Genomic DNA, 25,358 nt, shown 5'->3' on the forward strand with positions numbered 1-25,358 from the left:
CGCCTAAGCCGTCAGCCGATGGCCGCGAGCTGTTCGGCCGATGCATCGAGCGCATCGGCAATCGTGCCGACCAGCTGATCGATTTCGGCATGGGTGATCACGAGCGGGGGGCTCATCACGATGGCGTCGCGAATGGCGCGCACCATCAACCCGCGCGCGATGCAGGCGTCGCGCACGATGGGGCCAGCCTGTCCGCCGGTGCCGTGGCGGCGATTGGTGCCCTTTTCCGCGACGATCTCGACCGCGCCGATCAGGCCGAGCGAGCGCACTTCACCGACCAGCGGATGGTCGCCGAGCCGTTCGGCCAGAACCTTGGCGAGATAGGGGCCGGTATCCTCGCGCGTGCGTTCGACGAGGTGTTCGTCTTCCATGATCTGGATATTGCGCAGCGCGACCGCCGCCGCGACGGGATGGCCCGAATAGGTGTAGCCGTGGACGAATTCCTCGCCCGAGGCGCGCAGGACCTCGACGATTTCGCTCGACACGCCGGTCGCCGAAATCGGCAGGTATCCCGACGACAGCCCCTTGGCCATCGACACGATGTCGGGCTTGATCCCGAAGTGCTGGAAGCCGAACCATTCACCCAGACGTCCGAAGCCGCAGATGACTTCGTCGGAAACCAGCAGGATGCCGTACTTGCGGCAGATCGCTTCCACTTTCTGCCAATAGCCGGGCGGGGGGATGATGACGCCCCCGGCGCCCTGAACCGGTTCGCCGATGAAGGCGGCGACGTTTTCCGGGCCGACGGCGAGAATGCGTTCCTCGATGGCAGCGGCGGCGCGTTCACCGAAGGCGACCGGATCTTCGTTAAAGCCGTCGCCGAACCAGTAGGGCTGCATCACGTGTTCGATGCCCGGGATCGGCAGTCCGCCCTGGACGTGCATGAAATCCATGCCACCCAGGCTTGCCGAAGCAACCGTCGAGCCGTGATAGGCGTTGTGGCGGCTGATGAAGATCGTGCGCTTGGGCTCGCCTTTCAGCGCCCAGTACGTGCGTACGAGGCGGAACACGGTGTCGTTCGATTCCGACCCGCTGTTGTTGAAGAAGACGTGGTTGAGATTGCCGCCCAGAAGGCTCGCCACTTTGGCCGCCAGTTCGATGGGCGGGGGCGTCGCGGTGCGGAAAAAGGTGTTGTAGAACGGCAGCTCTTCCATCTGGCGTGCCGCAACATCGACCAGTTCCTTGCGGCCATAGCCGACATTGACGCACCAGAGCCCGGCCATGCCGTCGAGAATGGCGTGGCCTTCGCCGTCGTAGACGGTCGATCCCTTGGCATGGGTGATGATCCGGCTGCCACCCATGTCCTGTTGCAGCTTGTAGCTGGACTGGGCCGGCAGGTGATGCGCAACGTCGAGCTTGCGCAGGGCGGGAATGTCGTAGTTGCGGACAGTGACCATGGAACTCTTTCGCAAATCGCTGCCGACCCGTCCCTCGTATCGGGATCAGGACAGATCGGCTGTGTCGACACCGGCCTTTCCGGATGGGTCCGGAAAAGCTTCGCCGGATGAGCGTGTGATGCGCTCATTGAACAGCTAAGATCACAGATACGCCTCGACAGGCACGGCGTCAATGTGAAGGCAAGGGGGCGGGCCGCCCTTTTGGGCACCTTATTTGCGCCGAAATCGGACGCTGCGAAGGCGTTGCGGCGGGGTTGGAACTGGGCACAGAACCGGTCTGTGCGGTCATTATCCCAAGGGAGGGGGTATCGACCGGTTTAAAAGGGTGGCATTGCCCCCTTTGCAAAATCGATGCGATCGCAGGAGACTGCACCTGACTTCGCCCGTGCTGCGGCGTGGTCGGGGGCACGAACAGGCAGTACTAGGGACATCAAGGCGAATGAAGGCAGTCGCAAGCGAAACGCCGGACATGGATGACATCGCTGACGTCGAAGGAGGCGAAGGACCGGCCTCTCTGCGCGAAAAGGTTTATGATGACCTTCGTTATCGCCTGATCACCGGGCGCATTGCGCCGGGCGTGGGGATTTCGACGCGCGGCCTCGCCCAGGAAATGGGGGTGAGCCAGATGCCGGTGCGCGATGCGCTGAGCCGGATCGCGGCCGAAGGCGCGGTCGAAATCCGCTCCAAGCGCGCGGTCATGGTGCCGCGCATGACGCCGGTCCGTTTCGAGGAAATCATGCGCCTGCGCATCCTGCTCGAACCGATGATCGCGACCGAGGCCTTGTCGCACATCACGCCCGAGATCCTGCGCCAGATTCGCGCGGCGGACGAGGCGACCGATGTCGCGCTCGCGGGTGGGGACGTGCTCGCTTACATGGAATCGAACCATCGGTTCCATTCGCTGATCTATGGCGCGGCGCCCTTGCCGATGACGTTCCGCATGATCGAAAGCCTGTGGATGCAGTTCGGTCCCTTCATGCGGGTGGTCTATGGACGCTACGGCACGGCCAATCTTGTCGACCAGCACCGGGTGGCGATCGCCGCGATCGCGGCCGGGGACGCACAGGCGCTGGGGGCTGCGATCAAGGCCGACATCGGCGACTGCGAGGACCTGATGCAGGACTGGGATCGCCTGAATCTTTAACCCTTTGATCCTAAACGCTGATATGATGGGGCGACTGGATATTTATCGAGTTCTGTGATCTCATGGGCGGCGAGGCGCCGTTGCCGGGTACCGGGCTAAAGAGTAAGAGGATTGGATGCTGATTCCCCAATCGCGACGCGGCTTTCTTTCCGGACTTGGCGCGGCGGCAGTCGGAATAACGGTCACGGGATTGGGCGGATGCCACAATCCTGCTGCCAATCAGGTCAATTTCTACACCTGGGATACCTACGTCGGCAGGAACACGCTCTCCGGCTTTGAAAAGCAGAGCGGCGTCCATGTCAGCATGAGCCTCTATTCCAGCAACGACGAGCTGTTCGCCAAGTTGCGGGGCGGCAATCCGGGATATGACGTGGTCGTGCCCTCGCACGACTTCGTCCAACGCATGGCCAAGGCCGATCTGCTGACGCCGCTCGACCATGCGAAAATCCCCAACATGGCCAATATCGCGCCGCAGTTTCAGCATCCCGCGTTCGATCCCGAACGCAAGTACAGCATGCCTTATACCTGGCTGGTGCTGGGGATCGGCTATCGCAAGTCGAAAGTGGACGGTGTTCCCGACAGCTGGAAATGGGTGCTCGATTCCGATCGCTACAAGGGGCGGATCGCTCTCTTGTCCGACGCGCCGGACTTGTGCCGCCTTGCCGAAATCTATCTGGGCAAAAATCCCAACGTGTTCGACCGGGCGACGTTGAAAGAGGTCGAGGCGCTGCTCATCCGCCAGAAGCCCAATGTCGCGACGTTCCATGACGACAACGGGCAGGATCTCCTGCTCGGCGGCGATGTCGACATCGTCATCGAATACAACGGCGACATCGCGCAGGTGATCCGCGAGGACAAGGATCTGGCCTTCGTCGTGCCCAGGGAAGGCAGCCTGATCCAGTCGGACCAGTTGTGCATTCCGGTGGGGGCGCCCAATCCCGACGGCGCCCATGCGTTCATCAACTATCTCCTGAGCGCGGAAGCCGGGGCCGACATTGCCCGCACGATCGCCTATCCCACGCCCAATGCCGCGGCGCTCAGGGCCATGGATGCGGCCTATCGCGACAATCCGGTGATTTTCCCGCCTCAGGCTGCGCTCGCGAAGTGCCAGTATGCGCAATACCTTGGCGAGGACGCCTATCGCGCGTTTCAGGATGTCATCACCCGGGTGCGCGCGGCCTGATCGAAACGGAAGGAGTGTCGATGAAGCCGATCGCACGGAGACTGGCCCGCCGCCTCGTTCTGGCACTTTCGATCGCGGCGGTTCCCGCATGGGCGGACCCGGCACCGGTTGCCGAGCATCGGCCGCTTGCCGGACTGACGGCGCCGGGGCGCGTGATCGTCGATCGCTGGGGCATCGCCCATGTGCGGGCGGCCAATGTCCACGATGCCTTTTTCCTGCAAGGCTGGAACGCGGCGCGCGATCGCCTGTGGCAGATCGACTTGTGGCGCAAGCGGGGGCTGGGGCTGCTTTCGGCCAGCCTCGGGGGAACCTACCTCGATCAGGACCGCGCGGCCCGGCTGCTGCTCTATCGCGGGGACATGCGCTCCGAATGGGCGACCTATCCCGCCACGGCCCATGCCGAGACCGAGGCGTTTGTCGCCGGGATCAATGCCTATGTCGGGGAAGTCGAGGCCGGGCGCGAACCCTTGCCTCGGGAGTTTACGCTGACGGGTTCGCGTCCCGACCACTGGCAGGCCGATGACGTTCTGCGCATTCGCAGTCACGCGCTGGTTTCGAACCTTGCCGACGAAGTCGAACGGGCAAGGCTGATCTGCAAGGGCGGGGCGCCGTTCCTGACGCTGCATCGCCGGATCGAGCCGGTCCATGCGATCAAGGTGCCTGCCGGGCTTGATCCTTGCGACATTCCTGCCGACGTTCTCGACACGTATCTGCTTGGGACCAAGGGCGTGGCGTTTGCGCCGGGACCGCTTGCCGAAGCTGGGCTTCCCGATGCGGTGTGGTCGGGAAGTCTCGATCGGGCCGGGCAGCAGGAAGGGTCGAACAACTGGGCCATCGATGCCGCCCATTCGGCAACGGGGCGGCCGATCCTCGCCAACGATCCGCATCGCGCGCATGGCGTGCCGTCGTTGCGCTATCTCGTCGACATGGCCGCGCCCGGTTTCCATATTGCCGGGGCAGGGGAACCGGCGTTGCCGGGGGTAAGTTTCGGGCACAACGAAACGGCAGCCTGGGGGCTGACGATCTTTCCGGCCGATCAGGAAGATCTCTACGTCTATCGCACCAGCCCGCTGCATCCCGGCGCCTATCACTACAAGGGACGCTGGGAACCCTTTCGCGTGGTGCGCGAGACGGTTGCGATCAAGGGCGGGGCGACGCGCGAGGTCGAGCTTAAATTCACGCGTCACGGCCCGGTCATCCACGAGGACGAGGGCCATGCCTTCGGCTTGCGCACGGTGTGGAACACCCCCGGCGCGGCGGGTTATTTCAATGCGACGTGGATGTTCGAGGCAAAGGACTGGGGCGATTTCGACGCGGCCCACGCTCATTGGGGAACGCCGCCGCTCAATCTGGTCTATGCCGATGTCAAAGGCGTGGTCGGCTGGCGTCCTTCGGCCTTCATGCCGCAGCGCAAGGGCTGGGACGGGTTGCTGCCGGTGCCGGGCGACGGGCGGTACGAATGGGACGGCATGATCCCGCCGACGATCCTGCCCGAGGTGCGCAATCCCGCTTCGGGCTTTGTCGCTTCGGCCAATGCGATCAACCTGCCGCCTGACTGGCCCAGCGAGACTCGGCCGATCAGCTTCGTGTGGTCCGATCCTTCGCGCATCGACGAGATCACGACCCGGCTTTCGGCCAAGTCGCGCCTGACGATCGAGGACATGACCGCGTTGCAGACCGATACGGTCAGCCGCTTGTCGCGTCGCGCGATGGTCCTGTTCGACGGTTTCGAGAGCGAGGATCCCGACACTCGCGCGGCGCTTGCCCTGCTCAAGGGCTGGGACGGCAATGAAAGCGCAGACAGCGCCCCGGCGGCCTTGTTCGAGATCTGGCAGGCGAGCCACCTGGGGCCGGTGCTGGCCGCGACGGTCGGGACCGGCGATCTCGTCCATGCTCTGGAAGATGCAACGCCGGGCGCCGTCATCGATGCGCTGGCCCGCAACGACAGCGCCCTCGGGGCCGATCCGGCCAGTATCCGGCGCAAGGTGGTCGATCGTTCGCTGGCCGAGGCATGGCGGGACGCGGTCAAGCGGCTCGGACCCGACCCCGCGCATTGGCGTTGGGGCGCCCTTCACGTGGCGCAGTGGTCTCCGGCCATCGCCCCGCGCGTCCCCGTGGCCGAGCGTGGCGGCTGGGCCGTTGGACCGGCCGGCGTCGGCGGATCGGGCAGTACGCCGATGGCGACATGGGACGGGCGCAATGCCTATGGCGTGGGCGGCGGCGCCTCGGTGCGCATGGTGCTCGACGTCGGCGCCTGGGACAATTCGCTGGTGATCAATGCCCCCGGCCAGTCAGGCAATCCGCAGGACGCACATTACCGCGACCTGTTCCCGCTCTGGGCGGCGGGGCGCTATGTCCCGTTCCTGTGGACGGACACCGCCGTCACGGCGGCCGCCGAACGGGTGATTGCGCTGGAGCCTGCCGGGTAGGGGGCATGGCATTCCCCGAGCGGGATCAGGCATTTGCCGCCGAACCGAAGCTGAAGGGCGGGCGAAAAAAAGAAGCCCTGATTGCCGGGGATTGGGACAAGCTGCGGGCCCTGTCGCAAGAGCGGAGGGGTTGACGTCGCGCTAGGAGGAGATGGCGAAACGCTTGCCCCTTTTTATCCCGCGACGACCGGAAACTCGTCTTCGGGCAGGGGATCGCCGGTCTTCAGTTTCCCGGTCAGATGGGGGTAGGGTGGCGAGGTCGTGCCGCCGCGGTCGGCATAGACCACGTCTTCGCCGAACCAGCGGGTGGAAAAGGCACGGCGGCTCCCGGCGGTCATGTTTCCCGGCGCGCCGTGGACGGTCATGAAATTGAACGCGATGCAATCGCCCAGGTCCAGATCCCAGCCCATGATCCGGTAGTCATCCCGGTTGGCCGAGATGTCAGGCATTTCGACCAGCGCGTCGTTGTCGTGGTCATAGGCGCTGCCGTCGAAGCGGCGAGGCCGGAACAATTTGCCCCACAGATGGCTGCCCGCCACGGATTCGAGGCAGATTTCGCGCGGGACCGGATCGAGCGGCAACCACAGGCTGACCGTCTGTTGCCCGTCGACACAGTAATAGGGGCCGTCATGGTGCCACGGTGTCGGAATGTCGGCGCCCGATTCCTTGACCAGCAGGTGTTCGTGGAAAATCCGCGCCTTGTGCGATCCCATCAATTGCCGGGCGATTTCGGCCGCCGGACTGTCGAGGACAAAGCTCCTGAATTCGGGAATCGCGGCCCAGTTGCAGTAATCGCCGAAGAAACGCGCGCCGCCCTTGGTATAGTTGCGGTGCATCGGGCTCGGCTCGGCCATGTTGCGCGCGGTTCCTTCGCGCAAGGGCTCGATCCAATCGGTGAACAACCCGCGCAGGACGACGACCCCGTCCTCCTGAAAGGCGGCCCGTGTTTCGGGCGGGAGCTGGGGGGCGAGCCTTGTTGCCATGAGCCGGGATCTCCGCGGAAAAAGGACGGTGCGACAAGATCATCGTTGATGGCGGCTTGCCAAGTCCGTTTTTGCAAGCCACCGCATGGCTCTTGGAGAAATGGCAACAAGGGTTTTCGGGTACGCGGTTTGCCCCATGCCCAGCCGGGATGGGCCATGGCACGGTGAGATGGCATGAGTTTTCTTGATCGCGCGTCTTCGGCGCCATCCTTTCCCCGCTTTTCCGAAACCGCACTCCGGCACCAGCGTGTCGATGGCCACGCCCGCCTGCGCTTCGGGCCGAACGGACTGGCCGATCTCTATCAGCGGGCGCCGTGCCGGGTCCTGTTTCCCGCCGTTCCCACAGGCGCCTTCCCGCTCGCGGTCATGCTGACCACCAGTGGCGGATTGACCGGCGGCGATCGCATTGCCCTCGACATTGCGGTCGATGAAGGCGCCTGTGCATCGGTCATGGGACAGGCCGCCGAAAAGCTCTATCGCGTGGGGCCGGGCGAAGCACCGGCCTCGATCGTGACGCGCATCGACATCGCCGACGGCGCGCGGGCCGAATGGCTGGCGCAGGAAGCGATCCTGTTCGACGCGGCTCGGCTCGACCGGCGGACGGAGATTGCCCTTTCCGGCAGTGCCCGGTTGCTGGCGGTCGAAAGTCTGGTGTTCGGGCGGATCGCCATGGGCGAGCGGATGACGACCGGGCTCATCCGCGATGCCTGGCGCATCCGGCGCGACGGGCGACTGGTCTGGGCCGACGGCTTCGTGATGGAGGATGACATCGCCGGGCTTTGCGCCGCGCCCTGGGGGCTGGGCGATGCGGTGGCGATGGCAAGTGCAATCTATGCCGGGCCGGATGCTGCCGCCCATCTTCCGCTCGCGCGCGAAGTGATCGAACTTGCGACGGGTGACGGGGCCGAGGGCGGCGCGACGCTCGTCAACGGGATCCTGCTGCTGCGCCTGCTCGACAGCGATGCCGCGCGGCTGCGTCGTCGCCTGTCGCATCTGCTGTCTGTCCTGCGCGAAGCTGCGCTAGGGCTTTCCACTCCGCTTCCTGCCGTCTGGACGCATTGACCGATGAATCTGACTCCTCGTGAAAAGGACAAGCTGCTTGTCGCCATGGCAGCCATTGTCGCCCGCCGTCGCCTTGAACGCGGCGTGCGCCTCAATCATCCCGAAGCCATCGCGCTCATCACCGATCACATCGTCGAAGGCGCGCGCGACGGCACCAGCGTGGCGGACCTGATGGCGAGCGGCGCGGGCGTGTTGACGCGCGGGCAAGTCATGGAGGGCGTTGCCGAGATGATCCACGAGATCCAGGTCGAGGCGACGTTCCCCGACGGCACCAAGCTCGTCACGGTCCACCAACCGATCCGTTGAAGGAAATTGCGATGATTCCGGGAGAAGTGCTTGTCGCGGAAGGTGACATCCTGCTCAACGCCGATCGCGAGGCGATGGTCCTGACGGTCGCGAACGGCGGCGACCGCCCGATCCAGGTCGGCAGCCATTACCATTTTGCCGAAACCAACCCGGCGCTCCAGTTCGACCGCGAGGCGGCGCGCGGACACCGGCTCGACATTCCGGCGGGAACTGCGATCCGGTTCGAACCGGGCCAGTCGCGCGAAGTGCGCCTGATCCCTTATGCCGGGACGCGACACGTGATCGGGTTCCGTGGCGACGTGATGGGGGCGCTCTGATGTCGGTTTCGATCTCGCGCCAGACTTATGCGGCGATGTTCGGCCCGACCGTTGGCGACCGCATCCGCCTTGCCGACAGTTCGCTGCTGATCCGGGTGGAGGAAGACCGCACGATCTATGGCGAGGAAGTCAAATTCGGCGGCGGCAAGGTGATCCGCGACGGCATGGGGCAGGGGCAGATGTCCCGCGCCGAAGGGGCACCCGATACCGTCATTACCAATGCCGTGATCCTCGACCATTGGGGCGTGGTGAAAGCCGACGTCGCGATCCGTGGTGGCCTCATTTCCGCGATTGGAAAGGCGGGCAATCCCGATACCCAGCCCGGGGTCACCATTCCGATCGGCCCTGGCACTGAAGTGATCGCGGGCGAGGGGCGCATCCTGACCGCAGGCGGCATCGACACCCATATCCACTTCATCTGCCCGCAACAGGTCGACGAGGCGCTCTATGCCGGGATCACGACCATGCTCGGTGGTGGCACCGGTCCCGCGCACGGGACGCTGGCGACGACCTGCACCCCCGGCCCCTGGCACATCGGGCGGATGTTGCAGGCACTCGAAGCAATGCCCATGAATTTCGGCCTGTTCGGGAAAGGCAATGCCAGCCAGCCCGGCGCGCTCGAGGAAATGGTCCGCGCGGGCGCCTGCGGGCTGAAACTGCACGAGGATTGGGGAACGACACCGGCGGCGATCGACTGCTGCCTCGACGTTGCCGACCGTTTCGACGTGCAGGTGACGCTGCATACCGACACGCTCAACGAAGCCGGGTTCGTCGAAAGCACGGTCGCCGCGTTCAAGGACCGGACGATCCACGCTTTCCATACCGAAGGGGCAGGGGGCGGCCATGCGCCGGACATCATCCGCATCGCCGGATTGCCCAATGTCCTGCCCAGTTCGACCAATCCGACCCGGCCTTACACCGTCAACACGCTCGACGAACATCTCGACATGCTGATGGTCTGTCACCATCTCGACCCCCGCATTGCCGAGGACGTGGCTTTTGCCGAAAGCCGCATTCGCCGGGAAACCATCGCGGCCGAGGACATTCTCCACGATCTCGGCGCCTTTTCGATGATGAGTTCCGACAGCCAGGCGATGGGCCGGGTCGGGGAAACGGTGATCCGCTGCTGGCAGACGGCCGACAAGATGAAGCAGCAGCGCGGCAGCCTGCCCGGCGACGATGCCGAGGCCGACAACCTGCGCGCGCGCCGCTACATCGCCAAATACACGATCAACCCGGCGATCGCCCATGGCATTTCGCATATCGTCGGCTCGGTCGAACCGGGCAAGCTTGCCGATCTGGTGCTGTGGGACCCGGCCTTTTTTGCCGTCAAACCCGCGCTCGTGATCAAGGGCGGGATGATCGCGGCAGCGCCGATGGGTGATCCCAACGCGTCGATCCCGACGCCGCAGCCAGTGCATTACCGGCCCATGTTCGGCACGCTCGGTCGCGCGGGCACGCTGTCCTCGCGCCTGTTCGTCAGCGCGGCGGGGATCGAGGAAGGGATCGGCCACAGTCTCGGGCTCGTCCGTCCGCTCGAAGCGGTGCGCAACACGCGCGGCGGCATCGGCAAGGCCGACATGGTGCTCAACGATGCCATGCCCGACATCGAAGTCGATCCCGAAACTTATGAAGTGCGTGCCGACGGTGAATTGCTGACGTGCGAGCCGACGGCCCGCGTCGCTTTCGGCCAACGCTATTTCCTGTTCTGATAGGGCTTTGTGATGACCGATACCCTGACCGCCCGAGAAGTCCTGCCTGCCGGGACATGGGACGACAGTCTTGCCGCCGATTTCATCGTGCTCGACTATGAAGCTCGGCACCGTCGCCGGTTCCGCTATATCGCGCGGGGCGGCACCGATTTCGTGCTCGATCTCGCCCGCGCGACCATGTTGCGCCACGGCGACGGCCTGAAGCTGTCCGACGGACGGATCGTCCGCATCGAAGCCGTGCCCGAGCCTTTGATGACTGTGCGCGGCAAAGGGGCGCTCGACCTCTTGCGGCTGGCCTGGCACATCGGCAACCGGCATTTGCCCGCCGAAATTCACGAGGATCATATCCTCTTGCGACGCGACGGGGTGATCCTCGAGATGTTGCTGGGGCTGGGGGCGGAAGTCGATGTGGTCGACGCGCCGTTCACGCCGGAAGGCGGCGCCTATGCGGGGCATGACCACGGCGATCACGGGCATGGCCACAGTCATGGGCACGGCCATGGTCATGATCACGGGCACCACGATCATGACCATCACCACGGGCATCACCACGACCATGCCCACTGACGCCGCGCTGCATCGGTTGCTGGCGTGGACATCGCCCAGTTATCCGATCGGCGCTTTCAGTTACAGCCACGGGCTTGAGACTGCCGTTTCCACCGGCGCGGTCGTCGGTCCCGATGCGCTCGCCGCCTATGTCGAGGCGGTGCTGGAACGCGGGGGCGGATGGACGCAGGCGGTGCTCTATGTCCACGCCTGGCGCGCCGCCGGGGATGCGGCCGCGTTCGACGAGATTGCAGAGCTTGCTGCCGCATTCGTCGCCACGGCCGAAACCGCGCTCGAAAGTCATCAGCAGGGACGCGCTTTCCTGCAAGTCACGCGTGAGGCGTGGCCGCATAAGGCCCTCGACGGATTCGCCGCGCGCATGGCCGGGCGTCCGGTTGCCCACGTCGCCGTCTTCGCTCTTGCCGCTGCCGCGCACGGCGTGCCGCTGTCCGCCGGGTTGCATGCCATGTTGCATGGGCTTGCCGCCAATCTGGTTTCGGCGGGTGTGCGTCTTGTCCCGCTGGGCCAGACCGACGGGCAACGCGTGACGGCGCGACTGGCCCGGATCATTCCGGGTATTGTCGACCGTGCGCTGTCCGCCTCGCTCGATGCCTGTGGCAGCTCGGCTCCCCGGCTCGACCTTGCCTCGATCCATCACGAAACGCTTTATACCAGGCTGTTCCGATCATGACCCAGACCGAAACTTTCGCACCCGTTTCCACCCATGGCCCGCTGCGCATCGGCATCGGCGGCCCGGTCGGCTCGGGCAAGACCGCACTGACCGATCGCCTGTGCAAGGCGATGCGCGACCGCTATGACATCGCGGCGATCACCAACGACATCTATACGCGCGAGGACGCCGAATTCCTCACCCGGTCCGGCGCGCTCGATCCCGAACGGATCATGGGCGTCGAAACCGGCGGATGCCCGCATACCGCGATCCGTGAGGACGCGAGCATCAACCTTGCCGCCGTCGAGGACATGTGCGCCCGTTTTCCCACGCTGGAAGCGATCTTCATCGAAAGCGGCGGCGACAACCTGTCCGCGACGTTCAGCCCCGAACTCGCCGACATCACCATTTACGTCATCGACGTTTCGGCGGGCGACAAGATCCCGCGTAAGGGCGGTCCCGGCATCACCCGGTCGGACCTGCTCGTCATCAACAAGATCGACCTTGCCCCGCTGGTCGGTGCCGATCTTGGCGTGATGGACCGCGACGCGCGCAAGATGCGCGGCGAACGCCCGTTCCTGTTCACCAATCTCAAGGAGAACAAGGGGCTGGATGAGATCATCGATTTCATCGTCAAATCGGGAGGCCTGGGCCCCGGTCGGCCCCGGGTATCCGACCCCCAGTAACCCTTGCCGGATCGAACGGGCCAGCGATGAAGAAGAAGCGCCGCTATCTCACCGCGACGATGCCGGACGGGTATGTGAAGACGATCGGGCCGACGACCGACACCTTCACCCATTACTGGCGGATCGTTGCCGTGCTCGAAAACGGCAAGACCGAAGTGTTCTGGGGCCATACCCGTTCGCTGGCCGAAGCCCGGCGCAAGCGCGCGCCGGTGGACGAGGCTGCAAGGATACGGGGATGGAAGAGCTTCGTCTTCGAGATTGCCGAACTGGTCGAAACGCCGGCCTGAGAGGGCGGTATCCGGGGAACCGGGACCTCGGCTGCGCGCCGTTTGTGTGACACCGGCCAATGCCCTATGGGGGGGCGATGTCGACACCCAGGGATATTGCCGAACTCGGCAAGCGCGTGGCCGCCCAGCACGGCTGGCCCGCTGCCAAGGCTTTCAAGGCCTATGAAATGAACGAAGCCGATCGCGCGGCGCTGTCGCAATGCGCGCTGGAGATTCTCAAGGTGTTTCCCCCTGTTCCGGGCGCTTCGGCGCTGATGAGCGCGGCGCTGGCGGTGGCTCTCGAACGCCGGATCGACGCCCCGATCCACCTTGTCGCGGGGACTTTGTCAGTCGCGGGCGAACCCGTTTTCGGCAATCGCGAACCTTTCGATGGGGCGCAGGTCTTCGCGACCCCGCAACCCGACTGGGATGGCCACGTCTGGGTCATGGTCGGTCCCTATGTTGCCGACATTGCGATTTTCCGTGCGGCCTATTCGGCGCAGGGCCCGGCGCGGCTGTCCAAGCACGTCGACCTGACGTTTGGTCCCAACAAGGGGCTCTATGTCGATCACTGGAAGAAGACCCCGCAACAGGGGCTTCGCTATGAACCGCATTATGTCCTGAGCGCCGAGGAAGTGACCCGGCTGATGGGCGGCGCGTTCCATGTCATCAAGCAGGCGCAGCCGGACTGATCCGGCACCGCCGCTTTCCAATCCTTGCCGGAGCCGCCGATGCAGTCATCCCCCGACCTTGCCATCCGCCTTCAACGCAGCGCCTTCAACCGCGCGCTGGCCGAACGCGATGTGTCCGCTCTCGGCGCCTTCCTTGCGCCCAATGCGGTTCTCGTCACCGGCACCGACAGCGCTCTCCTGTCGGGCCGCAAGGCGCAGCTTTTGGCGTGGAGGCGGGAGTTTTCCGCATCCGACCCGACGATTTACACCCGCACGCCGGAAACCATTACCGTGTCCCGGATCGAACCGATCGGTTTCGAACACGGCCATTGGCAAGGTGTCGCGGCATCGACCGGAACCACGCTTGCGAGCGGCACTTATACGGCCAAGTGGCGTCAGTTCGGTTCGGCCTGGATGATCGAAGCGGAACTCTACCTGACGCTGGCCTGATCACCCGGACCGGCCGAGTTCATGCTCCACCGACCCCGCTTCTTCGGCCAATGTCCGCTGCAATTGCGCCAGCATGGTGCGCACGATCACTTTGTGCGCAGGGCCGACCGGTATCATATAGGTGTGCCCGAACCAGTTGTGGACGATCACCGAGGACGTGATCGATAGCCTTGTCTCCTTGACCGAAATACAGGTCATGACATCAAGATGCCGGTCCCGCTCGGTCAGCAGCAGAGCCTCTGGCCCCACCCCTTCGACAAGGAAGAAATCGAGCCGCTCCCCGACCACCACCGCATCCTTTCGCTGCCCGGAAAATCCCCCGATCCGCTTCACCCCGAACCGCGCCGAAATCGCATCCCGAACCCGAAACGCCCACTTCAGCCCCGGCCAAGGCTTCTCCATCAGGATGTTCCACGCCTCCAACAGACCGACCGCACGCGGCAAGTCGATCGACTGCCTGTCGAAATAATCGAGCTTTTCCCAAGGCCCGATCAAATGCCCGCGTTCAACCTCGCCCATACACCGGCTCCTCGGTTGTGATCCTCGGCAATAGCATGGCTGTGTCGGCTTTCGTTAGGAACTGCCGCTGTGGCGCGCCGAAAGTGATCTGACCGTTTGAACCAGCACTGGCGTTGTCTCGGTTCAGGACGGTTGCGGAACTCGCTGACCGACTGCGCGGCGCGCGCGTTGGGCCCAAACGGTCTGTATGATAGCGATGACCGAGGCTGCGGCAAACGAAGCAACCAGCGCCAGCGCATGAAGCATGGCATAATGGCCCGGATACGTTCGCGCCATGACTTCATTTGCAGGCGCCAGTACCCTGATGATCGGCAAGTGCACGGCATAGATCGGAAACGACAGCCTGCCTGCGCGACGCAACCAGATACCCACCCGGGCAGGAACCGGGGCGGACGAAGCCACCCAAAGGCACCACGGGAATAGCACAAGACATGTGACAATATCGCCAATGACGCGCACCGGCCCTCGCCAGTTCGCAGTCGGAAACTGGTTTATGAGGACGATGATAACCACCGGCGCCAACAGCGATAGCTGCCACGAGACAACCGGCCCGGGCGGAGCGATCAACCTGCGCCGCGCAAGCAACATGCCCGCCACATAGCTGAAGCCGCCGCGAGGCAAGCCCTGCCACCAATTGTTGACACCGGGACCGCCCGTGTTCTCGCCCAGCACGGCAATCGACACAATCAACAGCAACGCCAGAACTCCTGCCAGCTGTGCCAGTTGCCTGTCGTTCATCCGCTTGAGCACGAAGCCATGCGCTATATTGGCGAGCAATTCTTGCATCAGCGACCACTGTACCGAGTTGAGAGGAAAGATATCTCCCCCGGAAAAGAGGTTGGGCACCATCACTAGGCCAAGTGCTATGTTGGCAATGGTCATGCTGACCGGCGAGGCTCCGCCCATTAGCAAAGCGCCATTTACCAGGCCGATCGCGGTCATGGGGAGAAAGCGGCGAAACCGGACCTTGAAGAAAGTCAGGCCATCGATAGACATGCGCCCGTTCTTTTCGATGGATAGCGTAAGAACAAAACCGCTGATCAGAAAAAACAAGTCAACAAACAGATAACCTCTGCGAAACAGTCCGTTAGTACAGAACAGATTTTCCGCATGATAAAAAACAACGGCCGCTGCCGCGATTGTACGCATGGCGTCAATCAGCGGCAGGCGCTCACGCCCGCTTCCACGCATTATTGTCCCCAGATTCTAGCACTTCCGCGGGCGGCAATAGGCAAATGAGCTGTGATGTCACCAAAAATTTCGTACGATAAGAAACGGTTGGCGGATTTCGCCAGGATTCCCGGCACCGTCACGCGCCCAAGCCCGCCTTCATCCATCCCGATGAAAAGCCGTCAGGGTAGCCAAAAGTCAGGGAGTGCCGGGATCAACCTCACCGGGCTCATTTTTCCGCAGCGAACTGACCCGACGATATGGCGCCACCGCTGCTTGCTGCCTTTCAGAACGTTCGATGCTGGACTGACAGCCGCACTTTTGATCTCGGCTTGCGGATGGCGGCTTCGTCCCAAACTCGGTCGGTGGGGGTTACGGCGGGGCGTACCTCGTCGGCTGCCGGGAGCGCGAGGGCGATGGCCCTCGCATCCTTCTTTTCCTCTCTCATCCTCTGATAACAAGGCAGTGGCCAAGTTCGTCGGGAATGCGCAGTGATCGCAGATGGGGTTGCCGGATTTGCGGCGACTCGAAAACGGCGAGGGGATAGGTGATGAAGGCGCGGTTGCTGGCTTCGATTGGGATGGTCCTGACACCGGTTGCGGCCATGGCGGCTCCTCCCGTTGCGGCCGACGTGGTCTTTACCCATGGCGCCATTCACACGCTCGACGCCGGGGACCGGGTGGTTTCCGCGCTGGCGGTGCGGGACGGGCGGATCGTCTATGTGGGGGATGATGCCGGGGCCTTGGCGTTGGCCGGGGCGGGGACGCGCAAGGTCGATCTCAAAGGGCGGGTGGTGATGCCCGGTCTGATCGACGGGCACATGCATCCTCTGGCCGGTGGGTTGGGGCTGTTGTCGTGCACGCTCGATTATCGACGCCTGACCATTCCGGAAATGCAGGGGATCGTGAAGGGGTGCCTCGATCACGGAGGCTCTGCGGCGGAAGGGAAATGGCTGGTCGTCATCAACTGGTTCCAGCAGGAAACCCAGCCGATCGGGGTGGAGACGACAAAGGCCTTGCTCGATGCTTTGCCCACGAAGCGGCCGATCATCATTCAATCCTCGTTCGGGCATTCGACGCTGGCCAATAGCCGCGCGCTGGAACTGGCGGGGATCACGGGAAAGACGCCCGACCCGGTGGGCGGACAGATCCATCACGACGCGAACGGGCAGCCGACGGGATTGCTGGAGGATGCAGCGCAGCATCTGTTGAGCCGACTGGTGCCTCCGCCTACGGTCGCAGACAATCATGCGGCAGCGCGGGCGGCTCTGGCTGCCATGGCAAAGCAGGGCGTCACCGGCTTTCTCGACGCGGCGGCTCCGCCCGAGGCGGTTGAGGCCTTTTCGACAGTAGCGAAGGAAGGCGGCCTGACCGCGCGGGCGCATTTCGCCCCGGTGATCGAGCCCAAGGATGGGCCCGCGCCGGACAAGGCGATTGCCGGGATCGTCGCCTTGCGCAAGGCGTACGATCAGGGCGAACTGAGCCCGCAACCGGGGATTACCGTTCGCAATGTAAAGCTGTTCATGGACGGCGTGATCACGGCGCCTGCCTTTACCGGCGTGATGTTGCAACCCTATCGCGTGAACAAGGGGACGGCCGACATGCCCGACTGGCAGCCCAGTGGCGGCACTGGGCCTGCGCCCTATTTCCCGCAGCCGGTGCTCGATCCGCTGGTGCAGAAACTCGCCGCCCTGGGGTTCGATCCGCATATGCATGCCGATGGCGACGGCGCGGTACGCATTGCGCTCAACGCCAGCGAAGCCTTGCGCAAGGCGCATCCCGAGTGGGGCACGCGTCCCGCGATCGCCCATGACGAGAGCGTCGATCCGGCCGACTATGCCCGGTACAAGGCCTTGGGCGTCATTCCCGTCCTGTCGTTCCAATGGGAAAAGCAGGCTGCCGATACGGTTGGCGGGGCGAAGGAGTTCATGGGCCCCGACCGCTATGCCCGGCTGGAACCGTCGGGCTATCTGACGCAGGCGGGCGCGCCGATTGCCTATGGCAGTGACTGGCCGGTCGATCCGCTCGACGAATGGTTCGCGCTCAAGGTCGGGGTGACCCGGTTGAACGCGCCGTCGGCGGGCGAGCAATATGCCCATCCGCTGCCCGGACCCGGATTGACGGTAGCGCAGGCCGTCCATGCGATCACGACCGGCGCTGCCTATGAATTGCGCATGGAAAAGGTGGCCGGATCGCTCGAACCGGGCAAGTTTGCCGATCTTATCGAAATCGATCGCGACATCTTTGCCGGGGATCCCCGCGCCATTGCCGATACGCGGGTGCTGATGACGATGGTCGGTGGAAAGGTCGTCTACTCGGCGGACTGACGGGGAAGCCCTGCGCGCAAGGGATCGGACCGGACGATTTCGCGCAGGGCGACAAGCGTTTCGAAACCCCGGACATTCTCGTCCGAGGCCAGAACTTCGTCGGCGAAGCGCTGATAGGCTTCGATCGAGGGCACCGCGACGGTGATAAGAAAATCGGCCCGGCCGGTGACATTCCAGGCACCGATCACTTCGGGCCGCTGTTCGAGCCGCGAGACAAGCGCCTTTTCCCGCACCAGCCCGGTCTGGTTCAATTCGACCAGAACGTGGATTGTGATCGACGGGGCAAGTCGTGCCGGATCGATCAGCGACACGTCGGCGACGATCACGCCGGTCGTTCGCAGTCGCCGAAGACGTCGTAAAACCGCGCTTTCCGATAGACTTACCTGTTGCGCGATGGAGCGTGCGGGTTCCAGATTGTTGCGACGCACGATCGCAAGGATTCGCTGATCGAATTCATCGAGTTCGACGGTTTTGATCGAGGCAGGCCATTTTTGTGACGGAAACAGGCGCATGATGGCTGAATTCGGCGCCCTTCGCCAGAGCAGACCGGCTATAGGAGCCGCATGACGACCATGACTGCCTCGACCCGTTCCGCTTCCCCGTTGCTGACGCGTGCGCTCCCTTATCTGGCGCTGGCGGGATCGATGTCTTCGGTCTGCGTCGGGACGTCGATTGCCAAGCATCTGTTCCCGGTGATCGGTGCGCCGGGGGCGGTTGCCTATCGGGTCGGGTTTGCCGCGATCATCATGTCGGTGCTGTTCCGCCCCTGGCGGACGAAATTGACGCGCGCGGACAAAGTGGCGGTGATCCGCTACGGGATCGTGCTCGGGCTGATGAATCTCAGCTTTTACATGTCGTTGCGCACGCTCCCGCTCGGACTTGGCATGGCGATCGAGTTCCTCGGGCCGCTGACGGTGTCCGTCGTGAAATCGCGTCGTCCGCGTGATATTCTCATGGTTCTTCTTGCGGCAGGTGGTCTGGCGCTGCTGCTGCCTTTGCGCGAAGCACAGCACGGGCTCGATCCGGTCGGCGTGATCTTTGCGCTCGGGGCCGGGGTCTGCTGGGGGCTCTACATCATCTTTGGCCAGCGCACCGGGAATATTCCGGCGGTTCAGGCGGTGACGCTGGGTATGGCAACCGCGTCGATCTTTGCAGTGCCGATCGGCGTGGCGTCGGCCGGTGCGGCGATCCTGTCGCCGCCGGTGATCGTGCTGGGTCTGGGGACAGCGATCCTGTCGAGCGCCATTCCCTATACGCTCGACATGGTGGCGATGAAGCGCATTCCGGCGGGACGTTTCGGTATCCTGATGAGCGTCGAACCGGCGGTGGGCGCTTTTGCCGGAGCCATGCTGCTGGGCGAACACCTGACGATGCAGCAGTGGCTGGCAATCGGACTGGTGATCGCGGCCTCGATCGGATCGGTCATGCCTTCGGAATGATCCGCGCTCCGGCGGCCCGTCGGTGGCGGCGATAGAGCGCCGTCCACAGGCCAAGGCCGCCGAGCGTCACATATAGCAGGACCGGCCCCGCCACGAGATAGACAGGCATCGGTACAGTCCAGATCAGCACCACCGAGACGAGCACATCGGCGAGGAGGCCAAAGCCCCAGACCAGCGTCATGACCATGATGGTCCGCCGGATGGAGCTTTCCCCGGAACGGCGTTCGAACTCGGCCAGTTCCTCACCGGATTCCCGTGCAAGCGTGGCGCGGGCGAGCGGCAGGATCAGCGGTTTCCCGATTGCCGCCGAACCTAGGAATGCGAGCGCGATCGCCAGAGTGACCATCTTTTCGCGCAGGGCGAGCCAGCGAACCGACCCGCCACCGAAAAAGGCCAGCAACGAAAGTGCAATGCCCGCCAGTGCCAGCACCGACAAGGCATCGAGCTTTCGTTTCCGTGCGAGCCCGATCAGGCTCCAGATCAGGGGCGGGAGCGAGGAAACGAGCAAGGCCTCGACTTCGCCCCGGTGCCCGACGGTCATTTCATAGAGCGCGAGCGGTGCGAGGATATTGACCAGTGCTTCGGCCGCGATGACGCCACCATTGTGACGGATCAGGGATCGGATCGGACTTCCCATGGCGCATCCCAATGTTTACACTGTTATCATGTCGGATCATGCTAACGCTGTCAACATTGCGAAACGGCCCTATCACCATGGCGACTTGCGCTCGGCCCTGATCGCCCAGGGGTTGCGATTGCTGGCCGAACGTGACGCCGAAACGCTCTCCTTGCGTGAAGTGGCGCGGGCCGCCGGGGTAAGCGCCACCTCCGTCTATCGCCATTTTCCCGACAAGGAGGCGCTGTTGACCGCGCTGGCGCATGAAGGGTTGGTTCAACTGGGCGAGGCGCAGAAAGCGGCCGATCGGGCCGCAGGTGGAGGCGAGGCGGGCTTTGCCGCGACCGGGCGGGCCTATGTCCATTTCGCGCTTGCCAATCCGGCGCTGTTTCGCCTGATCTTTGCCTCGCCTGCCTTGGCGGCGTCAGATGTGGAAGAGCGGCGGGGAACCGAAGCAGGGGCCTTGTTGCAGGTCCATGCCGCTCAACTGGCCGCGCGCGAGGGTGGCGAAGTCGAAATCCACGCCTTGCGCTCGTGGGCGCTCGTGCATGGGCTGGCGATGTTGATGCTGGATGGTCAGATCGGCCCTGACGAGGCCTTGCTCGACCGCCTGCTTTGACGTGGCGCGAGTTCCATCCGGGATCTCGGTCCTTCCGACATCCCGGATGCAGGATTTACAGCTTTTCGCCCGGATAGAGCTGCTTGATCGATTCCGGCGCACGGCACTTGCGGACCAGATCGGTGGTCAGGCGCAGGCGTTCGGCCGTCAGGTTCTTGTTGGTGAGGGCAAACTGGCGCTCGTGGGCGACTTCCTCGGTGGTGAAAGGCTTGGTGCCCGCCGGGGCACTGCCTTCGCCCAGCACGAAGACGACATAGTTCATCATGTCGGCGAGTTCGGCGTTATCCTTGATCCGGCTGTGCGCCACATTGGGCAGGCGGATCAGATAGGCGCGAGCCTCGGGCGTGCACATGAACCAGCCGACGCGCCCTTCCAGTTCGGGAAGATGGGCCGGGACTGTATCCCCGCGGACGCCATGGCAACCGCCACACTGTTCGATGTAATCGATGCGCGCCTGATCGGGGTCGCTCATCAAGGCATGAAGGTCGAGCGGTGCCGGGTGTGCTTCACCGGGGGCGGCATGGAGATTGCCGCGGGCAAGGCCGATCCCCGCCGCCGCGACGATCGCGACGGCGAGCAAGGGCTTTGCCACCTGAAAACGGGTCTTCGACATCAGGCCGGGTCTCAGGCTGCGCCGACGAGAACCGCGGTCGAGCAATGGTATTCCATGCTCTGCGTGCCGAAGCACCAGATGATGTCGTTGTTGAGCTGCGGGGTGTAGATCTGCGTTTCGCGATCGGAGCCGTTGCAGTTGCACTTGTTGCAGAACGACTTGCCGCAGCAGTCGCGGTACGCGATCAGATAGGCCTTGCCGTCTTCGGGATTGATACAGGTCCCGACCCACGACACCGGCGAGGGTTCCGCGCCCGGAGGACACGTGTGGATGCCGCCGCCGCAGCAGGTGCATAGCGCGCCATCGATCGCGCAATAACGCCAGTAATTGCACTTGGTGTCGTCGCTGGTCTGTGCCGCACGGGCAAAGGCCGTTTTGGTTTCCGGCGAGCGGTCGGGCTTGCCTGCCGCTTCCGCGCGGCTGACGGGCAGCAGCGGGAAAACCGGCGCCGCAACGAGAGCCGCCCCGACGCGGGCGAGCATGCCGCGTCGCGACGTGCCGCCGGCAAAACGCCGCAGCACCTTTTCCCCAAGGCTGTCAGCATTGAACTTCTTCATAACATCCCCCGTTGTCCGGTCGGCGGGCATGGGCTGAGCCGCCATCTGGTTTGATCAGCCCATGCCGGGCATGGTGGTCTTCGTCTTTACGATCCCGCAAGGGATCAAATTCGTCGGGGCAGTCATGCCGCCCCATCAGGCTCTGTCTCAGGCGAGTTCCTTGTTCAGGCCGTTGATGTAGTCCTGAACCGAACGGATCCCCATCTCGTGCGCGACGACGAGGCTTTCGAGATGTTCGCGGCTGTTGACGAGGCCCTTTGACAGCACGACGCCGTCTGCATCGAGCAGGACCGCGTAAGGCAGCTTGCCGACTTCGAAAGCCTGGCCGACGTCGGGGCCGTTGATGAACTGGTATCCTTCAAGACCCTGCTTGGCGATCATGTCGCGCTGAACCGCGGTGTCGTCGTCGCCGACGAAGATCAGCTGCACGCGTTCGTCGCGGGCAAAGCTCTTGGCCATCGGGATCAGGTTCTTGCACAGCGGGCACGAAGCCGAAACGAACATCAGGAGGCGCAGCGCCGAACCCGGCGCAGGGCCGCCCACGCTGACGCTGGCGCCGTCGATGGTCTTGGTCGGGATCGCGGGCGACTTGGCGCCGACCGAGGGGCCGCCTGCCGTCGTCAGCGCGCCTGCCGGTGCCACGCGCATGTGCAGCACGCCGACCTGCCGGGCGAGGGCAAGGATCGCGATGACGAGGCCGAGGATCACCACCCAGGCGAAGATCGAAGAGATTACAAGGGCAGTCAGCATCGCGAGGGTTATCTCCGTCCGCTAGCCAGCGGCGAGGCCGCCAGCGCCGCAAGGGCGTTGAAAAGCAGGGTGAACAGGTACAGCGCCAGTCCGGCGACAAGAGCCACGGCAAGTCCCGCAGCATCCGGCGCCGTGGCCGGGGCGCCGGCAACGGCATGGCAGACGGCAAGAGCCGCGAGCACGCCATTGCGAACGACCAGGCCCCAGCTCAACGGCTGGCGCAATTGCGAGCGGCCGCAGCCGCAATCGATATGGGCGCGACCCCGGCGGATATTGATCGCCATGGCCGCGGCAAAACCGAGGAACAGCGCCGCCGCAGGCCAGCCGAGCCAAGCCAGTTTCCCGCCCGTAAGCCCGCTGGCAATGAGGCCGACGCCCAGCACCACCTCGACAAAAGGCAGGAGCAGGGCGACCGGAGCCTCGAGCGCAGGGGGCAGCAGGCGGTAATTGGCAACGACGCCGGGGAAGAGTTCGCGGTGGCGAAGCTTTGCCAGCCCCGCTCCGGCAAACACGATCCCGGTGCCCACGGCACCAGCAAGACCGGTTTCGACCAGAATGGAGTTCATGGCGTCAAAGCTCTCCGTGGCGCTTATTCAGCGATCTGGATCGGGCCGGTGCCCGCATCCTTGATCCGGCTCTTCACTTCGCCGGTCGCCGGGTCGATCACCTGCACGACTTCATCGTCGCCCGCAACGATGAGGTGGGGCTTTGCTTCCTGCGTGACCTGGATCGAATTGGGTTCGCCGCTGACGGAGAGGCGCTTGACCACCTTGTGCGCGGTCACGTCGAGATCCCAGATCTCGGTCGCGCCAGCCTTGTGCGACCAGAATTCACCGGCGTGCATCAGCACGAACATGTGATTGGAGGCATAGTGCAGGGCGAGCGGCTGGCCGCCGCCGGGGAACCAGTTGACTTCGAGCGGCTTGGTGTCGCCCTTGCGGATGCCAGCCGCTTCCTGGATCGAGAACGGCGTGCTGACTTCCGGCTTGGCCCCGAGCTTGGCGGTATAGACGAGGCCGGTATAGGTCAGCATCGTCATCTGCGCCTTGCTCTTGTCATAGGCATAGTTGTCGAAAATCGGGTCGTTCGTCGCGTTGAAGAACGGCTCGGTCCGGGTGATCTCTTCCTTTGCGCCCTTCAGGTTGATCGAGGCGATCGAGCCGTCCGAGCACAGCGCGGCAAGGCCTACGCCGGGATAGGTCACGATGTCGGCGCAGCCGGGCAGTTCGAATGTCTTGACGAACTTGCGCTTGGCAAGGTCGATCACGTTGACCGAGGAGACCGGGTTGAAGTTGTAGACGTAGCCGGTCTTGCCGTCATCGCTGACGATGAAGTTGTGGAGGCGTCCGCCGACCAGCATGCGGCCCGGAATGTCGAGGTCGCCTTCGAGCTTGAGCCCGGTGCTGTCGTAGATCGAGATGAAATCCTGGCGCTTGCCGTGCAGGCGGCGGGTCCAGACCGATTCCGCGACGTAGTAGTGCTTGCCCGCCGGGTCGATCGCCAGATCGCCCAGAACGGGCGTTTCGACCTGGGCAAGATACTTGCCGGTGGCGCTGTCGTAGACGCCGGTTCCGGCCTGCACGAAACCGCGCTGGATATAGAACCAACTGGGCTTGGGCATGGGGAGCGGGGCGACATCGGAATCTTCCGGCTCGACCGAGGCGGTCCCGGCAAGGGCGGGTGCGGCAGGCAGGCAGATCGCCCCGATGGTCGCGGCAAGGGCAAGGCCCATCGCGGAGGCGGCGGAAAGCTTGGGCATGGCGGCGGACTTCATCGTGGCAGGCCCCTCTGGACGCGGTGACGTCGGCATGGTCACTTCAATTGATGCATGATGGTCCGATGCGGACGCGCGTCAATGAAGTGCGCACCCCCATCAGTGATCGCACAAACATTTGACGAGCGTCCAAATTGAGTCAAGACGCATTCGCCCGCAGGTCCCACCTTTGTTGTGGCAGGCGGCGGAAATGCAACGCCTGCGGGCGAGCGTTGCGCCGCGGGAACGCGGGCGGAAGTCAGGTCGCCGTCATTCGCCTCACGGAAGCGGCGGGACGGGGGCGAGCTCGTGAATTTCCTCAGCTGTGATCGTACTTGCGATTGAAACCAGATGACGGGCAGCGATCCGGGTGATCGCAGGCATCTTGGCGGCCCACGGTTTTTCGAAGCCCAGGAACGGTGTCGTGCCTTCCATGGCCGCGCTGATGAACAGGGCGACGGTATGGACTTCGTCGGGCAGCAGAGTCGGATTGAGCTCGGTCACGTATTCTGAGATCACGTCGTGGACGCGCTGATAGAAGGCGCGCACGCGATCGGCGATGAACGGGTTGTGATTGGCAAGCGCCCACAGTTCGGTGAACAGCCGGGTTGTGCGCATGCCCGCGATGTCATCAAGGCAGATCACGATGACAAGGCGCAAGCGTTCCTCGGTGCTGAGGTCCGGGCGGCGCACGCGGGTGTCGAGCACCTTGTTGTAGCTTTCGAGCAAGTCGTCGAGCAGAACTTTGACCAATAGTTCCTTGCGCGGGAAATGGTAGCTGACATTGCCGACTTTCATCCCGCATTCGGCGGCGATACGCCGGATGGTGAATGCGCCCGCGCCTTCGTTGATCAGGACCGAGAGCGCGGCCTTGAGAATGGCCGAGACCGTTTCGGTTCCGCGCAGGTACGTGCCGGGGCGATGCGGCGAAAGGGGGACGTGATTGACGGGGGCGTCGGCGACGTCCGTCCCTCCGGTCAAGGCCGGGCCGGTCAGATCCGGGGCGGTCAGATCCGGGGCGGTCAGATCCGGGTTCACGTCATTCACGGCAATGCCTTCCCGGTCGGCTCGATAAAGTCCCCTGACTGCCCACATTGCGTGATGGTTCGGGGGTTTTCCAGTCCAATTTCGTCCGCATTGAGAATGCTTATTGCCGCATCGCAACAAAGCGATT

The 25,358-nt window shown here is 64.0% G+C and carries 29 protein-coding genes; 17 read left to right on the forward strand and 12 right to left on the reverse strand.

The window, feature by feature from the left end:
• Positions 1-11: 11 nt before the first annotated feature.
• Positions 12-1,397: an aspartate aminotransferase family protein gene (locus tag Y88_RS00780; protein WP_008065251.1), complete on the reverse strand. Its 1,386-nt coding sequence runs from the start codon at positions 1,395-1,397 to the stop codon at positions 12-14.
• 439 nt (positions 1,398-1,836) lie between these two features.
• Between Y88_RS00780 and Y88_RS00785 the strand changes: the two genes are divergently transcribed.
• The 4 genes from Y88_RS00785 to Y88_RS00800 all read left to right on the forward strand — a co-directional run bounded on the left by Y88_RS00785 (position 1,837) and on the right by Y88_RS00800 (position 6,287).
• Positions 1,837-2,541, forward strand: a complete 705-nt coding sequence (locus Y88_RS00785) for a GntR family transcriptional regulator (RefSeq protein ID WP_008065252.1) — start codon at positions 1,837-1,839, stop codon at positions 2,539-2,541.
• A 115-nt stretch (positions 2,542-2,656) separates the two neighbouring features.
• The gene (locus tag Y88_RS00790) at positions 2,657-3,724 is read left to right on the forward strand and encodes an ABC transporter substrate-binding protein (RefSeq protein WP_018075312.1); all 1,068 of its coding nucleotides are present in this window, start codon (positions 2,657-2,659) and stop codon (positions 3,722-3,724) included.
• Positions 3,725-3,744: 20 nt separating this feature from the next.
• On the forward strand, positions 3,745-6,153 hold the full coding sequence (locus Y88_RS00795; RefSeq protein WP_018075311.1) for a penicillin acylase family protein: 2,409 nt from the start codon (positions 3,745-3,747) through the stop codon (positions 6,151-6,153).
• Positions 6,154-6,158: 5 nt separating this feature from the next.
• The gene (locus Y88_RS00800) at positions 6,159-6,287 is read left to right on the forward strand and encodes a hypothetical protein (RefSeq protein WP_008065257.1); all 129 of its coding nucleotides are present in this window, start codon (positions 6,159-6,161) and stop codon (positions 6,285-6,287) included.
• A gap of 39 nt (positions 6,288-6,326) precedes the next feature.
• Here Y88_RS00800 and Y88_RS00805 read toward each other — a convergent pair whose 3' ends face one another.
• Positions 6,327-7,136, reverse strand: a complete 810-nt coding sequence (locus Y88_RS00805; RefSeq protein WP_008065258.1) for a phytanoyl-CoA dioxygenase family protein — start codon at positions 7,134-7,136, stop codon at positions 6,327-6,329.
• Positions 7,137-7,310: 174 nt separating this feature from the next.
• On the opposite strand from Y88_RS00805, the gene Y88_RS00810 reads away from it, so the two are divergent.
• The 10 genes from Y88_RS00810 to Y88_RS00855 all read left to right on the forward strand — a co-directional run bounded on the left by Y88_RS00810 (position 7,311) and on the right by Y88_RS00855 (position 13,822).
• Complete coding sequence (locus Y88_RS00810) at positions 7,311-8,198, forward strand: urease accessory protein UreD (RefSeq protein WP_008065260.1); 888 nt, start codon at positions 7,311-7,313, stop codon at positions 8,196-8,198.
• A 3-nt stretch (positions 8,199-8,201) separates the two neighbouring features.
• The gene (locus Y88_RS00815) at positions 8,202-8,504 is read left to right on the forward strand and encodes an urease subunit gamma (RefSeq protein ID WP_008065261.1); all 303 of its coding nucleotides are present in this window, start codon (positions 8,202-8,204) and stop codon (positions 8,502-8,504) included.
• 11 nt (positions 8,505-8,515) lie between these two features.
• The gene (locus Y88_RS00820) at positions 8,516-8,821 is read left to right on the forward strand and encodes an urease subunit beta (RefSeq protein ID WP_008065264.1); all 306 of its coding nucleotides are present in this window, start codon (positions 8,516-8,518) and stop codon (positions 8,819-8,821) included.
• Entirely contained in the window at positions 8,821-10,533 is a 1,713-nt protein-coding gene (gene ureC, locus Y88_RS00825) for an urease subunit alpha (protein WP_008065266.1), read from the forward strand. The genes Y88_RS00820 and ureC overlap by 1 nt, the downstream gene beginning before the upstream one ends.
• A gap of 12 nt (positions 10,534-10,545) precedes the next feature.
• On the forward strand, positions 10,546-11,100 hold the full coding sequence (locus tag Y88_RS00830) for an urease accessory protein UreE (RefSeq protein WP_018075309.1): 555 nt from the start codon (positions 10,546-10,548) through the stop codon (positions 11,098-11,100).
• Positions 11,009-11,770 (forward strand): urease accessory protein UreF, encoded by a 762-nt coding sequence (locus tag Y88_RS00835; protein ID WP_232280870.1) that lies wholly within the window; start codon positions 11,009-11,011, stop codon positions 11,768-11,770. Before Y88_RS00830 ends, Y88_RS00835 begins: the two co-directional genes overlap by 92 nt.
• The gene (ureG, locus tag Y88_RS00840; RefSeq protein ID WP_008065270.1) at positions 11,767-12,435 is read left to right on the forward strand and encodes an urease accessory protein UreG; all 669 of its coding nucleotides are present in this window, start codon (positions 11,767-11,769) and stop codon (positions 12,433-12,435) included. The genes Y88_RS00835 and ureG overlap by 4 nt, the downstream gene beginning before the upstream one ends.
• Before the next feature lie 26 nt (positions 12,436-12,461).
• Positions 12,462-12,722 (forward strand): hypothetical protein, encoded by a 261-nt coding sequence (locus tag Y88_RS00845; protein WP_008065272.1) that lies wholly within the window; start codon positions 12,462-12,464, stop codon positions 12,720-12,722.
• Between the two features lie 77 nt (positions 12,723-12,799).
• The gene (locus Y88_RS00850; protein ID WP_008065274.1) at positions 12,800-13,393 is read left to right on the forward strand and encodes a hypothetical protein; all 594 of its coding nucleotides are present in this window, start codon (positions 12,800-12,802) and stop codon (positions 13,391-13,393) included.
• A 39-nt stretch (positions 13,394-13,432) separates the two neighbouring features.
• Entirely contained in the window at positions 13,433-13,822 is a 390-nt protein-coding gene (locus Y88_RS00855; RefSeq protein WP_008065275.1) for a nuclear transport factor 2 family protein, read from the forward strand.
• Here Y88_RS00855 and Y88_RS00860 read toward each other — a convergent pair whose 3' ends face one another.
• Together Y88_RS00860 and Y88_RS00865 are read right to left on the reverse strand one after the other, a co-directional pair.
• Entirely contained in the window at positions 13,823-14,341 is a 519-nt protein-coding gene (locus Y88_RS00860; protein ID WP_008065276.1) for a DUF2867 domain-containing protein, read from the reverse strand.
• Between the two features lie 123 nt (positions 14,342-14,464).
• Positions 14,465-15,532 (reverse strand): acyltransferase family protein, encoded by a 1,068-nt coding sequence (locus Y88_RS00865; RefSeq protein WP_018075306.1) that lies wholly within the window; start codon positions 15,530-15,532, stop codon positions 14,465-14,467.
• Between the two features lie 529 nt (positions 15,533-16,061).
• On the opposite strand from Y88_RS00865, the gene Y88_RS00870 reads away from it, so the two are divergent.
• On the forward strand, positions 16,062-17,837 hold the full coding sequence (locus tag Y88_RS00870) for an amidohydrolase (RefSeq protein ID WP_018075305.1): 1,776 nt from the start codon (positions 16,062-16,064) through the stop codon (positions 17,835-17,837).
• Here the strand turns inward: Y88_RS00870 and Y88_RS00875 are convergent.
• Entirely contained in the window at positions 17,822-18,349 is a 528-nt protein-coding gene (locus Y88_RS00875) for an Lrp/AsnC family transcriptional regulator (RefSeq protein ID WP_008065283.1), read from the reverse strand. The two genes, Y88_RS00870 and Y88_RS00875, sit on opposite strands and share 16 nt — an antisense overlap.
• 51 nt (positions 18,350-18,400) lie before the next feature.
• On the opposite strand from Y88_RS00875, the gene Y88_RS00880 reads away from it, so the two are divergent.
• Positions 18,401-19,276 carry an EamA family transporter gene (locus tag Y88_RS00880; RefSeq protein WP_008065285.1) on the forward strand — a complete coding sequence of 292 codons (876 nt, stop codon included), beginning with the start codon at positions 18,401-18,403 and terminating at the stop codon, positions 19,274-19,276.
• Here Y88_RS00880 and Y88_RS00885 read toward each other — a convergent pair.
• Positions 19,260-19,913: a VC0807 family protein gene (locus Y88_RS00885; protein ID WP_008065288.1), complete on the reverse strand. Its 654-nt coding sequence runs from the start codon at positions 19,911-19,913 to the stop codon at positions 19,260-19,262. The two genes, Y88_RS00880 and Y88_RS00885, sit on opposite strands and share 17 nt — an antisense overlap.
• Before the next feature lie 28 nt (positions 19,914-19,941).
• On the opposite strand from Y88_RS00885, the gene Y88_RS00890 reads away from it, so the two are divergent.
• Positions 19,942-20,511 carry a TetR/AcrR family transcriptional regulator gene (locus Y88_RS00890; protein WP_026166791.1) on the forward strand — a complete coding sequence of 190 codons (570 nt, stop codon included), beginning with the start codon at positions 19,942-19,944 and terminating at the stop codon, positions 20,509-20,511.
• A gap of 55 nt (positions 20,512-20,566) precedes the next feature.
• On the opposite strand, the gene Y88_RS00895 is transcribed toward Y88_RS00890, so the two are convergent.
• The 6 genes from Y88_RS00895 to Y88_RS00920 form a co-directional block, all read right to left on the reverse strand.
• Complete coding sequence (locus Y88_RS00895) at positions 20,567-21,124, reverse strand: hypothetical protein (protein WP_008065293.1); 558 nt, start codon at positions 21,122-21,124, stop codon at positions 20,567-20,569.
• Positions 21,125-21,135: 11 nt separating this feature from the next.
• Positions 21,136-21,681, reverse strand: a complete 546-nt coding sequence (locus Y88_RS00900) for a methylamine dehydrogenase light chain (RefSeq protein WP_008065300.1) — start codon at positions 21,679-21,681, stop codon at positions 21,136-21,138.
• A gap of 147 nt (positions 21,682-21,828) precedes the next feature.
• Positions 21,829-22,431 carry a thioredoxin domain-containing protein gene (locus tag Y88_RS00905; protein WP_008065301.1) on the reverse strand — a complete coding sequence of 201 codons (603 nt, stop codon included), beginning with the start codon at positions 22,429-22,431 and terminating at the stop codon, positions 21,829-21,831.
• 8 nt (positions 22,432-22,439) lie between these two features.
• A complete protein-coding gene (locus Y88_RS00910) occupies positions 22,440-22,997 on the reverse strand; it encodes a MauE/DoxX family redox-associated membrane protein (protein WP_008065302.1) in 558 nt (185 codons plus the stop codon).
• A 23-nt stretch (positions 22,998-23,020) separates the two neighbouring features.
• Positions 23,021-24,205, reverse strand: coding sequence for an amine dehydrogenase large subunit (locus tag Y88_RS00915; RefSeq protein ID WP_008065303.1), 1,185 nt, complete (start codon positions 24,203-24,205; stop codon positions 23,021-23,023).
• Positions 24,206-24,463: 258 nt separating this feature from the next.
• The gene (locus Y88_RS00920) at positions 24,464-25,231 is read right to left on the reverse strand and encodes a TetR/AcrR family transcriptional regulator (protein WP_008065304.1); all 768 of its coding nucleotides are present in this window, start codon (positions 25,229-25,231) and stop codon (positions 24,464-24,466) included.
• Between the last annotated feature and the right edge of the window lie 127 nt (positions 25,232-25,358).

Origin of the sequence: Novosphingobium nitrogenifigens DSM 19370, assembly GCF_000192575.1 — a bacterium.
GTDB lineage: Bacteria > Pseudomonadota > Alphaproteobacteria > Sphingomonadales > Sphingomonadaceae > Novosphingobium > Novosphingobium nitrogenifigens.

Excerpts from the sequence above, each read along its gene's own strand:
- Y88_RS00810 (WP_008065260.1), top strand. The coding sequence starts at position 7,311 with ATGAGTTTTCTTGATCGCGCGTCTTCGGCGCCATCCTTTCCCCGCTTT.
- Y88_RS00820 (WP_008065264.1), top strand. The coding sequence starts at position 8,516 with ATGATTCCGGGAGAAGTGCTTGTCGCGGAAGGTGACATCCTGCTCAAC.
- Y88_RS00835 (WP_232280870.1), top strand. The coding sequence starts at position 11,009 with ATGGCCACAGTCATGGGCACGGCCATGGTCATGATCACGGGCACCACG.
- Y88_RS00905 (WP_008065301.1), bottom strand. The coding sequence starts at position 22,431 with ATGCTGACTGCCCTTGTAATCTCTTCGATCTTCGCCTGGGTGGTGATC.
- Y88_RS00860 (WP_008065276.1), bottom strand. The coding sequence starts at position 14,341 with ATGGGCGAGGTTGAACGCGGGCATTTGATCGGGCCTTGGGAAAAGCTC.
- Y88_RS00890 (WP_026166791.1), top strand. The coding sequence starts at position 19,942 with ATGTCGGATCATGCTAACGCTGTCAACATTGCGAAACGGCCCTATCAC.
- Y88_RS00850 (WP_008065274.1), top strand. The coding sequence starts at position 12,800 with ATGTCGACACCCAGGGATATTGCCGAACTCGGCAAGCGCGTGGCCGCC.
- Y88_RS00915 (WP_008065303.1), bottom strand. The coding sequence starts at position 24,205 with ATGAAGTCCGCCGCCATGCCCAAGCTTTCCGCCGCCTCCGCGATGGGC.
- Y88_RS00855 (WP_008065275.1), top strand. The coding sequence starts at position 13,433 with ATGCAGTCATCCCCCGACCTTGCCATCCGCCTTCAACGCAGCGCCTTC.
- Y88_RS00790 (WP_018075312.1), top strand. The coding sequence starts at position 2,657 with ATGCTGATTCCCCAATCGCGACGCGGCTTTCTTTCCGGACTTGGCGCG.
- ureC (WP_008065266.1), top strand. The coding sequence starts at position 8,821 with ATGTCGGTTTCGATCTCGCGCCAGACTTATGCGGCGATGTTCGGCCCG.
- Y88_RS00795 (WP_018075311.1), top strand. The coding sequence starts at position 3,745 with ATGAAGCCGATCGCACGGAGACTGGCCCGCCGCCTCGTTCTGGCACTT.
- Y88_RS00885 (WP_008065288.1), bottom strand. The coding sequence starts at position 19,913 with ATGGGAAGTCCGATCCGATCCCTGATCCGTCACAATGGTGGCGTCATC.
- Y88_RS00875 (WP_008065283.1), bottom strand. The coding sequence starts at position 18,349 with ATGCGCCTGTTTCCGTCACAAAAATGGCCTGCCTCGATCAAAACCGTC.
- Y88_RS00870 (WP_018075305.1), top strand. The coding sequence starts at position 16,062 with ATGAAGGCGCGGTTGCTGGCTTCGATTGGGATGGTCCTGACACCGGTT.
- Y88_RS00800 (WP_008065257.1), top strand. The coding sequence starts at position 6,159 with ATGGCATTCCCCGAGCGGGATCAGGCATTTGCCGCCGAACCGAAGCTG.
- ureG (WP_008065270.1), top strand. The coding sequence starts at position 11,767 with ATGACCCAGACCGAAACTTTCGCACCCGTTTCCACCCATGGCCCGCTG.
- Y88_RS00900 (WP_008065300.1), bottom strand. The coding sequence starts at position 21,681 with ATGAAGAAGTTCAATGCTGACAGCCTTGGGGAAAAGGTGCTGCGGCGT.
- Y88_RS00785 (WP_008065252.1), top strand. The coding sequence starts at position 1,837 with ATGAAGGCAGTCGCAAGCGAAACGCCGGACATGGATGACATCGCTGAC.
- Y88_RS00865 (WP_018075306.1), bottom strand. The coding sequence starts at position 15,532 with ATGCGTGGAAGCGGGCGTGAGCGCCTGCCGCTGATTGACGCCATGCGT.
- Y88_RS00805 (WP_008065258.1), bottom strand. The coding sequence starts at position 7,136 with ATGGCAACAAGGCTCGCCCCCCAGCTCCCGCCCGAAACACGGGCCGCC.
- Y88_RS00780 (WP_008065251.1), bottom strand. The coding sequence starts at position 1,397 with ATGGTCACTGTCCGCAACTACGACATTCCCGCCCTGCGCAAGCTCGAC.
- Y88_RS00895 (WP_008065293.1), bottom strand. The coding sequence starts at position 21,124 with ATGTCGAAGACCCGTTTTCAGGTGGCAAAGCCCTTGCTCGCCGTCGCG.
- Y88_RS00910 (WP_008065302.1), bottom strand. The coding sequence starts at position 22,997 with ATGAACTCCATTCTGGTCGAAACCGGTCTTGCTGGTGCCGTGGGCACC.
- Y88_RS00815 (WP_008065261.1), top strand. The coding sequence starts at position 8,202 with ATGAATCTGACTCCTCGTGAAAAGGACAAGCTGCTTGTCGCCATGGCA.
- Y88_RS00830 (WP_018075309.1), top strand. The coding sequence starts at position 10,546 with ATGACCGATACCCTGACCGCCCGAGAAGTCCTGCCTGCCGGGACATGG.
- Y88_RS00845 (WP_008065272.1), top strand. The coding sequence starts at position 12,462 with ATGAAGAAGAAGCGCCGCTATCTCACCGCGACGATGCCGGACGGGTAT.
- Y88_RS00880 (WP_008065285.1), top strand. The coding sequence starts at position 18,401 with ATGACGACCATGACTGCCTCGACCCGTTCCGCTTCCCCGTTGCTGACG.